The sequence below is a fragment of the Chondromyces crocatus genome (genome assembly GCF_001189295.1).
In the GTDB taxonomy this organism is placed as follows: domain Bacteria; phylum Myxococcota_A; class Polyangia; order Polyangiales; family Polyangiaceae; genus Chondromyces; species Chondromyces crocatus.
The window spans coordinates 1551395-1567103 of sequence record NZ_CP012159.1; the positions used below are offsets into that span (position 1 = coordinate 1551395).

Genomic DNA, 15709 nt, shown 5'->3' on the forward strand with positions numbered 1-15709 from the left:
GGTTTTGCCGAGAATCAGCGAGAGGTGTCCGGCGGCATGGAAGAGCAGGCATCAAACACCGCGCCGCTGCCGGCGCAGGCTGGGTTTCTGACGAAGGTGTGGCGTTCGCGGCTGGTAGCTGCGCTCCTTGCCGGGTTCGTCTCCGGGACCTTGGTCGTCACGTTCGACATCTCCCTTGCGGCGGTCATCTTCACCGGGAACCTCGGCAATCGTCTCCCGCTCGGCATCGGTATCTTTCTGATCAGCTCCGTGGTCGTCGGAGCGATCGTTGCCTTCGGTAGCTCGTTTCGCGCAACGATCGCCGCGCCCCAGGAGGACACGTCCGTCATTCTCGCCTCCATGGCCACCGGCATCTCCGCCGGGGTCAAGGCGATCGATCCGGCGGGAGACCCGTTCCCTACCGTCGTCGCAGCGATTGCAGTCACTTCGGCCGTCACGGGTGCCTTCTTCCTGATCCTCGGCCTCTTGCGAGGAGGAGTCCTCGTCCGCTTCATCCCCTACCCGGTGGTGGGTGGCTTCCTTGCAGGCTGCGGATGGCTGCTCGTGCAGGGAGCGCTGACCGTCATGGTCGGAGAGCCAGTTGGCTTCGACAACGCAGCGACGCTGCTGACCACCCCGGATCTCACCAAGTGCATCCCGGGCCTGATCTTCGGCGTCCTGCTCACTGCGGCGCTCAGGAAGTACAACAAGTTCGGCATGCTCCCAGGCATGCTCGTCGGCTCGATCGGGCTGTTCTACGCGCTGGTCTACCTTTCCGGCTCGACGCTGGACGAAGCCATGGCGGCGGGCTGGTTGATCGGTCCCTTCCCCGAAGGCGCCCTGTGGCCCCCGCTGCAGCCCGCCGAGCTCGCGGAGGTTCACTGGTCCCTGATCTTCAAGCGCGCGTTCGACATCGCAGCCGTCTCGCTTCTCGCCACCATCACCATCCTTCTCAGCGCTTCAGGCGTTGAGCTGGCGACAGAGGAGGAGATCGATCTCGATCGCGAGCTACGCGCGACGGGCCTGGCGAACCTCTTCGGCGCGCTTGCTGGCGGCGTCGTCGGCTACATGTCGCTGCCCGAGTCGTCGATGAACCACAAGTCGGGTGCATATACCCGACTGACGGCCATCGTGGCGGTGCTCCTGAGCGCGCTCGTCCTCGTCATCGGCGCGGAATCCATCTCCAATGTCCCGCGCCCCGTCCTCGGCGGGCTGGTCGCCTTCCTCGGCTTCTCCTTCCTCTTCGAGACCGTCTACGAAGGCTGGTTTCGTCTACGCCGCGGTGAGTACCTCATCGTCATCGTCATCCTCTTGGTGATTGCCCTCGTCGGCTTTCTTCAGGGGGTGGCCGTCGGACTCGCCGTATCTCTCGTGCTGTTCGCGGTGAGCTACAGCCGCATCGAGGTCATTCGTAACGCGATTTCCGGCAGCAATCTGCGGAGCAATGTCGGTCGTAAGGCCAGCGAGGAGAAGATCCTCGATACCTGTGGTCCTCAGATCTACGTTCTCCAGCTGCAAGGATTCATCTTCTTCGGCACGGCCTACGGCCTTCTGGATCGAGCACAGCAGCGTATTCTCGACCCGACGCCGATGCCCGTCCGCTATCTGGTGCTGGACTTCCGGCATGTGAATGGGCTCGACTCCTCGGCTGTGGCCAGCTTTCAAAGGCTGCGAAGGATCGCCGAAAGCCATCAGGTCATGCTCATGCTGACCGAGGTCCCGCCCGACATCCGGAACAGCCTCTCGCGCGGTGGAGTCGTCGTTGAGGGAGACCGCGTGTGTCGTGTCTTCTCCGATCTCGATCACGGCCTGGAAGCCTGTGAAAATGAGCTGATCGTCGAGGCCCCGCCAACGACGATCCCTCCCCCCGTGCTGTCACGCGACCTCGCCGTGGTGTTCAATGGCCCCATGGAGGTCGTCCGCTTCCTCGGCTACCTCGATCGCCTCGAGCTCCCTGCGGGGTATGACCTGTTCCGTCAAGGAGACGCCTCGAAGGATCTCTACCTGATCGAATCCGGAGAGCTGACCGCGTGGATCGCACTCGCTGGTAATCGGACCAAGCGCCTCAGAACGATGGGTCCGGGGACTGTGGTCGGAGAGTCGGGGCTCTACCTGGACGCAAAACGCTCTGCCACCGTGACGGCCAACGACGCAGCTGTCCTTTACAGACTCAGCTACGAGGCGCTGCAACGGCTCACGCTGGAGGCCCCAGAACTCGCGGCGGCGTTCCACGAGTTCGTGGCGCGTCTCCTCGCACAGCGCATTGTCGATTCGACTGCCGCCGTGAAGTCATTGTTCAACTGAATCATCGCCGATGACCTCGATGCTCGGGCTCTGAAGATCTGGGCCTGGCTTGCACGGCTGCGGCCGTACTGGCATATATCGCCCATGTCATCCAGTACCCCTTGCCGAGAACCCGGGCAGACCCAATCCGCTTCGACGTCAGGTCGACTGGTGGAGGTCCGCCGTGTGGACGAGTGCAATACGCTCGGCGAGATCTTCATGAGCTGTTTGCCCGCTTTCGGCGGCGCATACCTGCGGCGCATCTATACGATCCTCGACGAAGCGATTGGAAGCGGCTGTCCGATGACCCTCGCGGTTGCGGGGCCTGTCACGGTGTCCGGACAGCACCAGGCCTGGCTCATCCCGCTGCTCGAGACCGGATGGGTCGGCTACCTCAGCACGACCGATGCGGTGTGCTACCACGATGGCCATCGGAGTCTCGACGCGCACCGGCAGGGTGCGATTCGTGAGGTGCCGATCTTCGGCGACGATGGAGCGCTGCGTGACGAGCGCATGATCCGCGTCACGGACATGGCATTTCCGGAGGACGTCCTGCTCGATCAGGACACCTTTCTCACGGCCCATCTGGCCCAGCCCGAGTTCCAGAAGAAGATGACCGGGACCGAGCTACGCTTCCTGCTCGGGCGCATCTACGCGCAGCAGGAGCGCAAGCACAGCCTCCCGCGAGGGTTGCTGGCGACGTGCCATGACATGGCCATTCCCATCTTCGTGGGGGCCACGGCGGATGGCAGCGTGTTCTTGAACTCGATGAAGCTGTGGGCAATGAAACAAGCGGGCATCATCGACCACTATGAGCTGGACATCGATTTGCACGCCGAGGTCTTCGAGGCATGCGCCTACCATTATTGGGGCCTGTTCGAGAGCCCGATAAAAGCGCTTGGGACGATCATCCTCGGCGGTGGCGTTCCCAAGAACTTCAATCTTCAGCCCGAGCCAGCTCTGGGGCAGGTTCTGGGTCTGCCCGACATCAGTGGTTACCGCTTCGATGTCCAGATCGTCACGGCACCTCCCACGGATGGCTCCTTGTCGTCATGCACTCCCGGCGAGGCCGTTACCTGGGGCAAGGTAGACCGGGACACCTACGTTCAGACGACCGAGGGCATGCAGGCCGACTACTCGGCGCTGATGCCGTTCCTCGTGAAGGCGCTTCTGGAGAATCGCGATCGCTACGCCCGCTGGGCGGAGCGGATGGGGGAAGAAGCTCTCTTCCGCGAGCATCCCAAGGCACGTGGGTACCTGCGCCCGCGCGAAGGCTATCGCCTCTTCGAGCGCCGGGAAGCGCTCTCGCAGCGGTTGCTCGCCGAGGTCAAGAAGAACGGGGATTGGCTGTTGAGCACATTGCAGTCTCCCACGGTCGTGGCAGGTACGACCAAGTGAGAGGCACGGGCCCCGCGGCAAGCGCTGCGGGGCCGCTCTCGAAATCTTCCAGGGCTCCCTTCCTCTGCCCTTGCAGGGATGGGCACGGGGGCGAGACTTCAGCGTGCTGATGAGCGAACAGCCCGCGGCAGTGGGGTCGCCGCGGGCTGTTTCCGGGGCTCAAGAGAGAGGAGGGCTGCTGCGCGTCAGTGCGCCTTGACCGCCGTCCAGGTCTCGTCGAACAGCTTCACGTTCTCCCCGAGATCACGGTGGTACTCCAAGCGAGGCAACAGTGCCGCCGGCGGGTACATCGCCGGATTCTGTTGATCCTCTTGCGGCACATGAGCCTTCGCTGCAGCGTTCGGGGTCGCATACTGGGTGAACGCGCTCAGCCGAGCACCGACCTCCGGCTCGAGGATGAAGTTGATGAACTTGTAGCCGCCCTCAGCATTCGGGGCGCGTCGGGTCATCATCATCGCGTCGATCCACATCACCCCACCTTCGTTGGGGGTGACGAAAGCGAGGCGATCCTTGTCTTCGTTGACCTCTTTGAGGGCGTCGCCATTCCAGACGACAGCGATGTCTGCCGAGCCGCTCTTGACGTCCTGCACTGCGCCGACGCCGCCCTTGAAGCCCAGGCACTTGGAATTCGCCTTCGCCTCTTGCAGCACCTTTCCAGCTTCCCGGACCTCTGCAGGATTCGTCGTGTTGGTCGAGTATCCCTTGTACTTGAGTGTCACGCCCAACATGTCCCGCATCTCGTCGAGCAAGATGAAGGTGCCGGCGACCTTTTTCGGATCGAGGATTGCGCCCCAGGAAGGCTCGAAATTGGGCAGCTTCTTCTTGTCGTACATGAGCCCGACGGTGCCCCACTGATACGGGGCCACATACTTGTTGCCCTCGTCGAAGTTCGGACCCGAGAACTGCGTATCGAGGTTCTTCAGGTTGGGGATCTTCGAATGGTCGAGCGGGCGAAGGAGATTCTTTCGCACGAGGCGTGGTGTCGCCCAGCTGGCGGCAACGACGACGTCATATTGACTGTCGGCGCCTCCATAGGAGAGCTTGGTCTCCATCTCCTCGGAGGATTCATAGGTCGTGATCCGCAATCGTACATCGGCCGACTTCTCAAAGTCGGTGACCATCTTGTCTTCGATGTATTCTGCGAAAATCAGCAGCGAAACCTCGGTAGGAGCTTTCGCGCTCGCTGTCGCCGTCGAGCCGGCAGCCGCCGTATCCGACGGGGCTCGCGTTTCTTCTTTGGATTTGTTGCTGCAGCCAGCCAGTACAGAGAGACTGACGAGCCCAGCGACTGCGGCTGGCTTGTAGTGCTTTCGCTGCATAACCTAGTCCCTCTTCCAGCGGGTGAGGCGTTCCAGGGTGAGTACGAGTACCACGGTCCCCAGTACGAGCAGCGTAGACACCGCAAACAGATCCGTACGGAGGCCTCGCATTTGCGAGTGGTAGACGTAGATTGGAAGTGTGGACGAGCTTGGCCCGCATGTAAAGAAGCTGATGACAAAATCGTCCAGCGACAGAGTGAACGCCAGCATCGCGCCACCAACGATCGCAGGCCAGAGCAACGGCAGCGTTACACGATGGAAGTGGTACCAGGAACTCGCGTAGAGGTCGCGTGCAGCCTCACTCAGTGTGGGACCCATCAAGACGAGTCTGCTTCGAACAACGAGCGCCACGAAGGCAATCTGGAACGTCACGTGGCCAATGATCATCGCCGACATTCCGAGATTGAATGAAGGCGACACGAATCGAAGCAAATTGAATCCGACGATCAATGCTGCTGCGACGATGATATCTGGAGTAATCACCGGGACGTCGACGGCGATTTGCAGAAGCTTGCTCACCGACGAGGGCCATGGGAAGCGCTGCATTCCGAGCGCCAGCATCGTCCCCAGAATGGTCGACACGATCGTCGACGTGACGCCGAGGACGAGCGTATTCATCGTCGCCTCGCGGACTTCCCAGGCGCGCCGGTTCGTCTCGGGATCTGCCAGCAGCTGGGCATACCAGCGCAAGGAGAACCCCGCCCAGACCGAGCCTTTCTCGGCAGCGTTGAACGAGTACAACGCCACCGCCATCAGCGGCGCGTAGAGGAGCAGGAAGCCGACGCAGACGGCGATGGGGGTGAGCTTGCCCCACCGTTTCACAGGACCTCCGCGCCCTGTCCTGGCTGCCGGCGTGAGCTGTAAACGCCCACCAGGGTCAGCGCGATCAGCACGAGGCTCAGCGCGGCACCATACGGGACGTTCCTCCCCGGGCCGAACTGATGATTGATCAGGTTCCCCACCAGCCAGTGCTTCGCCCCGCCGAGCATGTCGGTAATGACGAACATGCCCATCGCCGGGACGAACGTCAGAAGAACGGCGACGCTCAAGCCGGGGACGGTTTGCGGCAGGATTGCCTGAAAGAAAACCCGTACGGGTGAGGCATAGAGATCCTGAGCTGCCTCGATCAGGGATCGGTCGAGTCGCTCCACGCTCGGGTACAGCGCAATGACGGCGAACGGGAGCGCCGCGGAGATCATCCCGATGCAGACGGCAAACCAGCTCGGAAGCAGGTCTCTGCCCGCTTCGATCCACCCCATCGTCGCGGCGAGCCGAGCCGGCGGCAGTCGGGCTGAAAGAAGGAGCTTCCAGGCGTAAGTCCGGATGACCAGGTTCGTGCAGAGTGGGATCGCCACCAGCGACAACCAGACGAGCCGCCGTCGTGGCTGGGCGTTCGCGATGAAGAATGCCATGGGGTACGCGAGCCCCACGGAGATGACGGTCGTGAACACCGCGAGCGCGATGCTTCGCAGAAATATCCAGAGGTTGGCGGAGCTGAGCCCGGTCGAAGTGAACCCGAACAGCTGCCGGAACGAGTCCAGGCTGAATGCCCAGGTGACGCCTCCATCCGTGTCGCGCTGGAGGAATGCGACCAGCACGAGGATGAGACCGGGCAGCAGCAAGAAGGAGGCAAGCCAGCCGAGCCCACCAAAGAGCAGCAATGCACCCTGCGTGAACAGGGCCCGGCGCGTGGTCAGGTTGCCGTAGGAGACCTCTCGATCAGTCATCCAGCACCTCCAGCCGTTCTTCAGGCAGGGAGAGCCACAGCGTGCTGCCCGGTTCCGCGCGGAGGCGTGGACTCACCTGCACCCGCAGAGGGCCTGGCTCCATGATCAGCTCGACGTGATCGCCGCGGTAGATGCTCTCTCGAACCACAGCTTGCACGCCGTTCTTGGCCGGCGGAGCGTCGGAGATTTCGATCCATTCGGGGTGGATGGCCACGGTCCCCGACTCCCACGAGGGGGTTTGCCGGACGGACAGCTCTCCAGCGGGCGTCATCACCCGTTGCTCGCCGCACCGCTGTGCCGACAGGAGGTTCGCTGCGCCGAAGAACTCGGCGATGAAGCGATTACGAGGTCGCTCGTACACCTCGACGGTCGGACCTTGCTGCTCGATCTTACCTCGGTTCATCACGATGATGCGGTCCGAGACGGTCATGGCCTCGTGTTGATCGTGCGTGACGAGGACGAAGGTCTTGCCAAGGGAGCGCTGGAGACGACGGAGCTCGACTTGAACCTCGGCGCGCAACTTGGCGTCCAGCGCGGACATGGGTTCGTCGAGGAGCAGGACTTCAGGCTGGTTCACCAGCGCGCGTGCCAGGGCGACCCGCTGCTTCTGGCCTCCTGACAGCTGGTGGGGGAGGCGACGCGCGAAGTCTGCGATGCGCAGCATCTCCATCCCCTGCTGCACCCGTGTATTCACCTCGGGCGACGGAACTCGACGTGACCGGAGACCGAAAGCGACGTTCTCGAAGACCGTGAGGTGCGGGAAGAGGGCGTAGCTCTGGAAGACGGTGTTCACCGAGCGCCGATTCGCAGGGAGGTGATCCACCCCCTGGCCGGCCACGACGACGCGACCTGCATCGGCCCGCTCCAGCCCGGCGATGATGCGCAGGAGCGTCGTCTTGCCGCAGCCCGATGGCCCCAGCAGCGTGATGAATTCGCCCTGACGCGCATCGAACGACACGTCGGCAAGTACCTGGACCGAGCCGAACGATTTGCGAATGTGTTCGACCGCCAGGCTGAATTCAGAAGCGGAGGCGCTCGAGGTGGGAGTTTGCACCGACGCTTGGCCTGGGGATGGGGGCGAGCTTGCGTTTGGCGCCCTGGGTCGATTGCGGTGTTGCCGCTCGTCGATTGCGGCGCCCGGGAGGGCCGACCTGACGGTCGATCCATCCGCGGGCTCCAACGCAAAGCATGGACGCCTTCCGGAAGTCAATGGCTTTTTCTCTGTGCGTGGGCGGGTTGCGCGTTGACGGGCCTGGCGACAGCTTGTCGGATCCGCAGGGCGGTGCTTTGGTGGAGGGTATGTCCATCGGGAGCCCGAGGCCCGAATTCTCCGGAACGCGACGGTTCGAGGTCGTACGCCGGATTGGGCGCGGCGGGACGGGGGTGGTCTACGAGGCCTTCGATCGCGAGCGGAGCGGTCGCGTTGCGCTCAAGCTCCTGCGCACCCTGGATCCCGAGGCGCGCCTTCGGTTCAAGGCGGAGTTCAGGTCGCTGCAGGACATGCACCACCTCAACCTGGTGAGCCTGGGCGAACTTCATGACGAAGACGGACAGCTCTTCTTCACGATGGAGCTGGTCCGTGGCGTGGACTTCATCGTGTACGTCCGACAGCACGAGGAAGGTGATGTCGAGCCGCCGAGCTCGTTGCGTGGCGCTGCGCCTGGGCTGACGACCGCGGACGGCAGCGCGGACGCCCCTGCCATCTCTCCTTCTGGCGTGCCCAGGATTTCGTCGCGGCGGCCCAGCTTCGACGAGAAGCGGTTGCGCGACGCGATGAGGCAGCTCCTGCGCGGGCTGAGCATGCTCCACGATGCGCACAAGGTGCATCGCGACATCAAGCCCTCCAACGTCCTCGTGGATGCCGAGGGGCGCGTCGTCATTCTCGACTTCGGTCTCCTTGCCGACACGAGTGCCCCGCGCCGTGATGATCCGATCGCAGGGACTGCCCACTTCATCGCTCCCGAGCAGATCGATGGTAGCCCAGCAGGCCCTGGAGCGGATCTCTACAGCGTCGGGGTGATGCTCCATCTTGCGCTCACAGGGGAGTACCCCTTCCGCAGCTCGCCGGCCATGGCGATGCGCTTGAAGCGACTCGTTGCTCCGGCGCCACCTGGCCAGCTGGCCTTCGGGTTGCCGCCGGACCTCGAGCAGATCTGCGTCGAGCTGCTGCACATGAACCCTCTCGCCCGCCCCAGCTGCCGGGAAGTCTTGCGTCGCCTTCACATCGAGCAGCCCGACGAAGATGCGCCCACGACCTCCATCCGCAACATGTTCGTCGGCCGCACCCAGGAACTCGACGAACTGGAGCGGGGGTTCGAGGTCGCACGGACCGGTCGCGCCGTGGCCCAGCTCATCGCGGGGGAGTCCGGCGTTGGCAAGACCGCGCTCTTGAAGCGCTTCCTGGAGCGGATCACGGGGGAGGCGCTCATCCTCTCGGCGCGCTGTCACGAACGCGAATCGGTCCCGTACAAGGCCGTCGACGGCATGATCGATGCGCTCAGCCTCCACCTCGCCGCGCTCCCGCAGGCTGAAGCCCGAGCGCTTCTCCCACCAGACGCGGGCCTCCTCGGCGCTGCGTTTCCAGTGCTTCGCAAGGTACACGCCATCGACGCCGCCGACGGAGCGCCTCGCGTCATCGATCCAGCAGAGCTTCGTGGGTTGACCTTTGCAGCGATCCGAGCGCTCTTCAGCGCCCTCTGCCGGCGATCGCCCGTGGTGCTGGCCATCGACGACTTGCAGTGGGCTGACGCCGACAGCCTCGCGCTCCTCGCGGAGATCATGCGTCCCGAGGAGGGACGCCGCCTGCTCCTGGTGGGCGTGGCGCGCCCTGGCACCGGCATCGACGCCGAGAGGCTGGGACGTCGCATCGGTTTGCCAGGAGATGCCGTCCATCACCTCGCCCTGGCGCGATTGCCCCCCGATGACGCCGAAGCGCTCTGTGCCGTCATGCTGCGCGGCGCTGTGCTTCGACGCCCCTTGAGCGTGCAGGCGCTGGCCGAGGAGTCGGGAGGCCACCCGCTGTTCATCGACGTGCTCGTCCGGTATCGCCTCTCCCACGAGGAACAGGACGTCCCCACCCGGCTCGATGACGTGCTCGGCGCGCGCGTCGCTCACCTCGACGCCCGCTCCCGTGAGCTGCTCGAGCTGGCCTCGATCGCAGGCATCCCCCTCCACCTGGACGCCGCAGCCCGCGCTGCGCGCGCGGACCTCGGCGAGGTGACGCGCCTGGTGGCTCGCCTGCGCGGAGCCAACCTCGCTCGCGTGGGCGGAGCAGGCCGGGACGAGACCATCGAGCCTTTCCATAGCCGCATCCGCGATGCCGTCCTCGCCGCGCTCAACCCAGACGCCGAGCGGGAGCTGCATGGCCGGCTCGCCCAGGCGCTCGAGGCCACACGTCGCTTCGATCTCACGGCCCTTGCCGCCCACTGGCGCGCCGCGGGCGATCCCGTGCGTGCCGCAGGCTACGCGCTGCAGGCTGGAGCCCAGGCCGAGGCGGCGCTCGCGTTCGAGCGTGCCGCGCAGCTCTACCGCACCGCGGTGACCCTGCTCCCGGCGGACGCCGAGGGGCGCCGCTCCGCGCTTCTCCGGCTCGGGAGCGCATTGAGCAGCGCGGGGCAAGGCGTCAAAGCCGCCGAGGCCTACATGGCGGCCTCGGAGGGCGCTCCTCCAGCCGAAGCCCTCGAACTCGGGCGACGTGCGGCCCAGAGCCTGCTGCGTGCGGGGTATGTCGCCGCGGGCCTCGCCGCCCTCCGCTCGGTCCTCACGGCGGCAGGCCTCGGCTCGCTGGACACGATCCAGGTCACGGAAGCTTCCCTGTTCGCGCGGAGGGCAGCGCTTCGCGAGCGTGGCCTCGAGTTCACCCCCCGCGACGTGAGCACCATCCCCGCCGAGGAACTCGCGCGCATCGACGTCTGCTGGTCGGCGGCGCTCGGGCTCGCCATCGTGGATCCGAGGCAAGGGGCTGTGTTTCAAGCGCAGAGCCTGCGCCTCGCACTCGAAGCCGGTGACCCCTACCGCGTCACCCGCGCCATTGCCATGGAGGCCGCCTACCTCGCCGGAGAGACGGTCCCGGGCCCTCGAGGCCTCCGCAAGGCAGAGCAGGTCGCCGCGCTGATCGCGCGGGCGAACGGGCTCGCAGACACCCTCGGGAGCCCTCATGCGCGCGGGCTGGTGCGGCTCGCGGATGGCGTCGCAGCCACCCATCTCGGCCACTGGACCCACGCCCGGAAGCGGCTGGACGAGGCAGAGCAGATCTTCCGCGAGCAATGCACCGGCGTCGCCTGGGAGCGCGGCGCCGCGCAGTTCTACGCCATCTGGGCCCTCTGGTATCAGGGTGACGGGCAAGAGCTGGCCCGGCGCGTCCCCGCCTACCTGCAAGAAGCCCGTGAGCGGGGCGACTGCTACCTCGAAGCGAGCGTGCGTTCGGCTCAGGGCAACGCCCTCTGGCTCCTGCGTGGAGAACCCGAGACGGCCCTGCACGAGACCCAGGCGGCGATCCGGAGCTGGTCCCGAGCCGGATATCATCTGCAGAGCTATTTCGACCTGCTGGCGCGGGCTCAGATCGCGTTCTACTCCGGCGAAGGACAGGCCGTGCACCGCCTCTTCAGCGAGCGCTGGTCCAGCCTGGAAGCCTCGGGCGCGCTGCTGATCCAGTCCGTGCGCATCGCCATGATCCACCTGCGCGCTTGCGCCGTCCTCCTCGTCGCTGGGGGGCCACTCGAGCGAGAGCTGGCGCTCGTCGAGGTCACCCGCGCTGCCGATCGGCTCGACGCAGAGCGAGCCACGTGGGCGGACGCGCTGGCGATGACCCTGAGAGCAGCGCTCCTGGCTGCCCGAGGCGACGACGCTGGCGCTTCCCGACACTTCGCTCAGGCGAGTGACGAGTTCGAACGTGCTGGGATGGGACTCTATGCTGCTGCTGCGCTCCGCCGCAGCGGTGAACTGACGGAAGGTTCTGATGGAGCCGCCGTGATCCTGCGGGGCGATCGCGCGCTTCGTGAGCGCTGCGTGGCCGATCCAGCCAGGATCACGGCGACGCTGCTTCCCCTGCTGGCCACGCCCTCCACTGCGTCTGATGGAACGCCTGGAAGGAGCGACCATGTTCCACCCGCCGCCTAAGCGCGCGCTCTCCGACGGGCTGCGCACGAAATGATCCCGGCATACTCGTCGGCGTTGGCCTCCTCCGAAGGGATCCAGCGCATGAAGAAGACATCGAACCCCAGGTGGTTGAGCACCGACTCGATGTCCTCTTCGGTGACGTAGGTCGCCGGCTGCTTCTTCTCGTCGGAGACCGTGGAGCGCCACTCCTTGGCCCTGCCGACGGACGCGATGATGATGTAGCCCCGGTCCCCCACGATGGAGGCCGTGTTCCTCATCAACCGCCGCCACGCGGCGCGGTTGTTCGTGAGCGCCTCGATGACGAAGTGCGCCGAAACGATGCGCACGCCGCCGGGGCCCACATCGACCGGCGGTCGACGGCGAATGTCGCACGAGGTCAGGCTGGTGATGCGCTTCCGCATCACCGTATCGCGCTCCCTGATGGCCTGGGACGAGAGCTCCGTCTCCCCCTCGAACTGGAGGGTCCTCGCGATGTACGAGTCCCAGCGCCGGTCGTCCTTGTTGTTGAGGTACTGCTGGATCAGCGTGCGGCTGTTCTCGTGAGGATCGGTGTAACAGATGCCGCTCACGTAGGGCGCGGCGGGAGGGAGATCCCAGAGCGTCCCACCCCCACCGATGACGACCATGTCGACGCCGGGGAACACCGACGAGCGCGGCCCTTGCGCCTCCAGCTCCTCTTGCGACAAGCCTTCACTCGCGCGCTGCGCTCCGCTCTCGGCCTCGAGATTCCGGATGCGCTTCCAGATCTCGACCTCGCACTCCAGGAGCGCGAGGTTCTCCGAGCCGATCTGATCAACGGGGTAGTAGATCGACGCGTACTGATCGGGCTTCCAGATCTGCGAGTCGAAGAGCACCTCCTGCGACGGGGCGATCTCCGAGTCCGGCGGCAAGTCGTCGGCTGCAAATCCGAGCGGCGACGCTGGGTTTCCAGACGGCGGAGGGGTGGTGCAGGGGGCTTTGTTGTCCAGCGTCATCGGCTTGGTCACAGCGCAACATGCTCGATGACTTGGTGTCAAGCGAAGGACCCGGTGTTGCTCGACTTACCGTTGGATGGTCAATTTTGCGCAATGAATTCCGCACGAATCGACACACCAACGAGCGCCGCGACACCGCCGCAAGATCGTTGCTGAGCAGACTGATTGTTCGCAGCGCGTGCTCAGCTCAACCTGACGTGCAGCACGGCTTCGCCTCGCTGCTTGCCATAGAGCTGCTTGATCTCGAGGCGGTACTCTCCGGCCGCCGATGCACTGAATTCCACCGCGGGAGCGCTCTGCGGCTGCCCTGTCGGCAGCTCGCGCAGAACGCGCTCGAAGATGACCTTGCCCCCGGGGGAACGGATCCTCACGTTGAAGGGCGCTGTCGCCTCTTCGTACGCCCGGAAGACGAGCCTGATCGGATCGCCCACCGATACCGGAGAGTTCTGGCAGAAGGTCTCGATGTCGCCCGAGTTGTCGACGGTAACCGGCACGCCTCGCTCGCCCTCAAGGAAACGGTCCGGAGCACCGCCTCATCGCGGGGCTCCAGTATCCTATTCTAGGCATGTTCGCTGGGATCCGGCGAACTTTGCCGCAAAAGACGTCACCACATGAGCTCGACCAGCCGAGCTGGTCGGCCCTTTCGCGCCGTGACGCAATCCTCATTTCACCTTGGCTGAAGACCATCAGTCGCGCGTCCAGCGCAACCGTGGCTGACGCGCAGCGCGCGCCTCGTCCAGCCGTCCGACGACGGTGCTGTGGGGCGCCTGCTTGACCAGGTCGGGCGTCTCGCGCGCCTCGCGCAAGATCGACACCATCGCCTCGACGAACTCGTCCAGCGTTTCTCTCGTTTCCGTCTCGGTGGGCTCGATCATCAAGGCTCCGGGCACGACCAACGGAAAGTACACCGTCGGCGCATGGAACCCGTAGTCCAGGAGCCGCTTGGCCACGTCCAGCGTCTTCACGCCCGTCTCGCGCTCCAGCTGGCTGTCCGAGAGCACCACCTCGTGCATGCAGGGCTGCGGCACGGGCGCGAGGTAGTGGTCCTTCAGCCGGGCCCACAGGTAACGAGCGTTCAGCACGGCCAGCGTGCTGGCCATCGTCAGGCCTTCGCCTCCCATTTCCCTGATGTAGGCGTACGCGCGGATGAACATGCCGAAGTTCCCCGTGAACGCCCGCAGGCGCCCCAGGCTCAGGGGCCGCTCGTGGTCCCACCCGTAGCCACCCTCCGGTCTGCGGATCAGGACCGGGGTGGGCTGGAAGGGCTCCAGATGGCTCTTGAAGCACACTGGACCCGAACCGGGTCCCCCACCGCCGTGCGGTGTGGTGAACGTCTTGTGCAGGTTGATGTGGATGACGTCCATCCCCACGTCCCCTGGCCGCGCGCGCCCCATGATCGCGTTGGTGTTCGCCCCGTCCCCGTAGACCAGCCCGCCCTTGTCGTGGATGAGCTTGCAGATCGCTGGCAGGTGCGTCTCGTAGGCCCCCAGCGTGTTCGGGTTGGTGATCATCAGCCCGAACACATCGCCGTCACCGCCCTCGCGCTCGATCGCCGCGAGAATTTGCTCCGGATGAGTGATCCCGTCCGCATTCTTCTCGATCTTGACGGCGACGAGCCCGTTCAACGTGCAGCTCGCCGCGTTCGTCCCGTGCGCGCTCTCCGGGATGAACACCTTCTTCGGCGAGCGACCCTTCGACTCGTGGAACGCCCGCATCATCATCAGCCCGCACAGCTCACCCTGCGCGCCGGCGGACGGCTGAAGCGAGCAGCCATCCATCCCGCTGATCTCGCAGAGCGCCTCTTGCAGGCGCCACATCACTTCCAGCGAGCCCTGGCTCAGCGCCTCTGGCGTCAACGGGTGCAGGCTCGCGAACGCAGGAATTCGCGCTGCCCACTCGTTGATCTTCGGGTTGTACTTCATGGTGCACGACCCGAGCGGGAAGAGCTGCGAATCGATGCAGAAGTTCCACTGGGAGAGCCGGAGGTAGTGTCGGTAGGCCTCCGGCTCGCTCACCTCTGGCAGACCGGCCGCTTCTTTCCGCGCGAGCGCACCGAAGAGCGCAGCCGGATCCACGTCGGGTACGTCGAGGGGAGGCAGCGACGCGCCGGAACGACCTGGCGCGCCACGCTCGAACACGGGGGGCTCACGAAACTTGATGCCACGCGGCTGAGGCTCGCTCATCACATCTACCTTTTAGAAATCGTCGTCACTCGCCGGAGGGAGGTGCGGGGGGCTCGGGCGTGCCCTCCTCCTTGTTCTCCTGGTCCCAGTCGCCGCCGCCGAGATCCCCCGTGCCGGTCCCGCCTATGGACGCCAGATCAGGCTTCACGTTGCGTTGCTTGATCGCGTCCCAGCCGGTCCCGACCTCGTCCTTCCCGTCGCCGATCTCGCCATCGATCCGATCGTCGACGTTCTCGCCTTCGGGCCGCGTGTACTTGAAGTACCCCTTGCCGCTCGACTGTGAGTTCGGGCCCACCACGCCGGTTTTGTACTCGATCCAGTCGAACCGGAGCACGTTGCCGGTCGCCGTGCCGTGCAGCTCGCCCCACTTCTCACGCTGCGGGCGTTGCCACTTCCCATCCACCTTGTCGCCTTCCTGGATGATGTGAAGGTGACCGTAGAGTTCGTTGTAATAGACGCCGGTCCAGTCGGCGCCGTCGGGCATGTCGCCCGCCTGGATCTTTGCCGTCTTCGGGGCCGACGTCGTGCTGCAGCCGAGCGCGGCCGGGCCCAAGATCAAGGCGCCAGCGGCCACGGCGATCCATAGCCGTCGAGATCTGTTCATGGCGGCGGAGCCTAGCACCAGCTGCCCCGACGTCTGAAGGGGGCGATGTCGGTGCGTCTTTCCCGACCCGAGAGGTGCGTACCGTTCCGGTGCGAACCCCGCTTCCCGTCCCCGTCATGCGGGG

11 protein-coding genes are annotated in these 15709 nt (G+C 65.1%); 3 read left to right on the plus strand and 8 right to left on the minus strand.

Annotated elements, in window-relative coordinates:
• Positions 1-36 precede the first annotated feature (36 nt).
• Both CMC5_RS05795 and CMC5_RS05800 read left to right on the plus strand, forming a co-directional pair.
• Complete coding sequence (locus tag CMC5_RS05795) at positions 37-2283, plus strand: SulP family inorganic anion transporter (protein ID WP_050429474.1); 2247 nt, start codon at positions 37-39, stop codon at positions 2281-2283.
• Positions 2284-2433: 150 nt separating this feature from the next.
• The gene (locus tag CMC5_RS05800; protein ID WP_218920231.1) at positions 2434-3660 is read left to right on the plus strand and encodes a deoxyhypusine synthase family protein; all 1227 of its coding nucleotides are present in this window, start codon (positions 2434-2436) and stop codon (positions 3658-3660) included.
• 185 nt (positions 3661-3845) lie between these two features.
• Here CMC5_RS05800 and CMC5_RS05805 read toward each other — a convergent pair whose 3' ends face one another.
• The 4 genes from CMC5_RS05805 to CMC5_RS05820 are packed head-to-tail and all read right to left on the minus strand — an operon-like array spanning position 3846 to position 7760.
• Entirely contained in the window at positions 3846-4979 is a 1134-nt protein-coding gene (locus CMC5_RS05805) for a polyamine ABC transporter substrate-binding protein (RefSeq protein WP_050429476.1), read from the minus strand.
• Between the two features lie 3 nt (positions 4980-4982).
• The gene (locus CMC5_RS05810; RefSeq protein WP_245678317.1) at positions 4983-5801 is read right to left on the minus strand and encodes an ABC transporter permease; all 819 of its coding nucleotides are present in this window, start codon (positions 5799-5801) and stop codon (positions 4983-4985) included.
• Positions 5798-6706, minus strand: a complete 909-nt coding sequence (locus CMC5_RS05815) for an ABC transporter permease (protein ID WP_050429477.1) — start codon at positions 6704-6706, stop codon at positions 5798-5800. Before CMC5_RS05815 ends, CMC5_RS05810 begins: the two co-directional genes overlap by 4 nt.
• On the minus strand, positions 6699-7760 hold the full coding sequence (locus CMC5_RS05820; protein WP_050429478.1) for an ABC transporter ATP-binding protein: 1062 nt from the start codon (positions 7758-7760) through the stop codon (positions 6699-6701). Before CMC5_RS05820 ends, CMC5_RS05815 begins: the two co-directional genes overlap by 8 nt.
• Before the next feature lie 245 nt (positions 7761-8005).
• Between CMC5_RS05820 and CMC5_RS05825 the strand changes: the two genes are divergently transcribed.
• Positions 8006-11824 (plus strand): serine/threonine-protein kinase, encoded by a 3819-nt coding sequence (locus CMC5_RS05825; RefSeq protein WP_082362267.1) that lies wholly within the window; start codon positions 8006-8008, stop codon positions 11822-11824.
• Here CMC5_RS05825 and CMC5_RS05830 read toward each other — a convergent pair.
• From CMC5_RS05830 to CMC5_RS05845, 4 genes are all read right to left on the minus strand, one after another.
• Complete coding sequence (locus tag CMC5_RS05830) at positions 11821-12810, minus strand: class I SAM-dependent methyltransferase (RefSeq protein WP_050429479.1); 990 nt, start codon at positions 12808-12810, stop codon at positions 11821-11823. The two genes, CMC5_RS05825 and CMC5_RS05830, sit on opposite strands and share 4 nt — an antisense overlap.
• A 170-nt stretch (positions 12811-12980) precedes the next feature.
• Positions 12981-13292, minus strand: a complete 312-nt coding sequence (locus tag CMC5_RS05835) for a hypothetical protein (RefSeq protein WP_050429480.1) — start codon at positions 13290-13292, stop codon at positions 12981-12983.
• 192 nt (positions 13293-13484) lie between these two features.
• Positions 13485-14981, minus strand: a complete 1497-nt coding sequence (gene gcvPB, locus CMC5_RS05840; RefSeq protein ID WP_050429481.1) for an aminomethyl-transferring glycine dehydrogenase subunit GcvPB — start codon at positions 14979-14981, stop codon at positions 13485-13487.
• Between the two features lie 25 nt (positions 14982-15006).
• Entirely contained in the window at positions 15007-15585 is a 579-nt protein-coding gene (locus tag CMC5_RS05845; protein ID WP_156338249.1) for a hypothetical protein, read from the minus strand.
• Positions 15586-15709: the final 124 nt, after the last annotated feature.

Bases quoted from the DNA above. Each gene is read 5' to 3' on its own strand.
- CMC5_RS05845 (WP_156338249.1), bottom strand. From the start codon at position 15,585: ATGAACAGATCTCGACGGCTATGGATCGCCGTGGCCGCTGGCGCCTTG.
- CMC5_RS05825 (WP_082362267.1), top strand. From the start codon at position 8,006: ATGTCCATCGGGAGCCCGAGGCCCGAATTCTCCGGAACGCGACGGTTC.
- CMC5_RS05795 (WP_050429474.1), top strand. From the start codon at position 37: ATGGAAGAGCAGGCATCAAACACCGCGCCGCTGCCGGCGCAGGCTGGG.
- gcvPB (WP_050429481.1), bottom strand. From the start codon at position 14,981: ATGAGCGAGCCTCAGCCGCGTGGCATCAAGTTTCGTGAGCCCCCCGTG.
- CMC5_RS05815 (WP_050429477.1), bottom strand. From the start codon at position 6,706: ATGACTGATCGAGAGGTCTCCTACGGCAACCTGACCACGCGCCGGGCC.
- CMC5_RS05805 (WP_050429476.1), bottom strand. From the start codon at position 4,979: ATGCAGCGAAAGCACTACAAGCCAGCCGCAGTCGCTGGGCTCGTCAGT.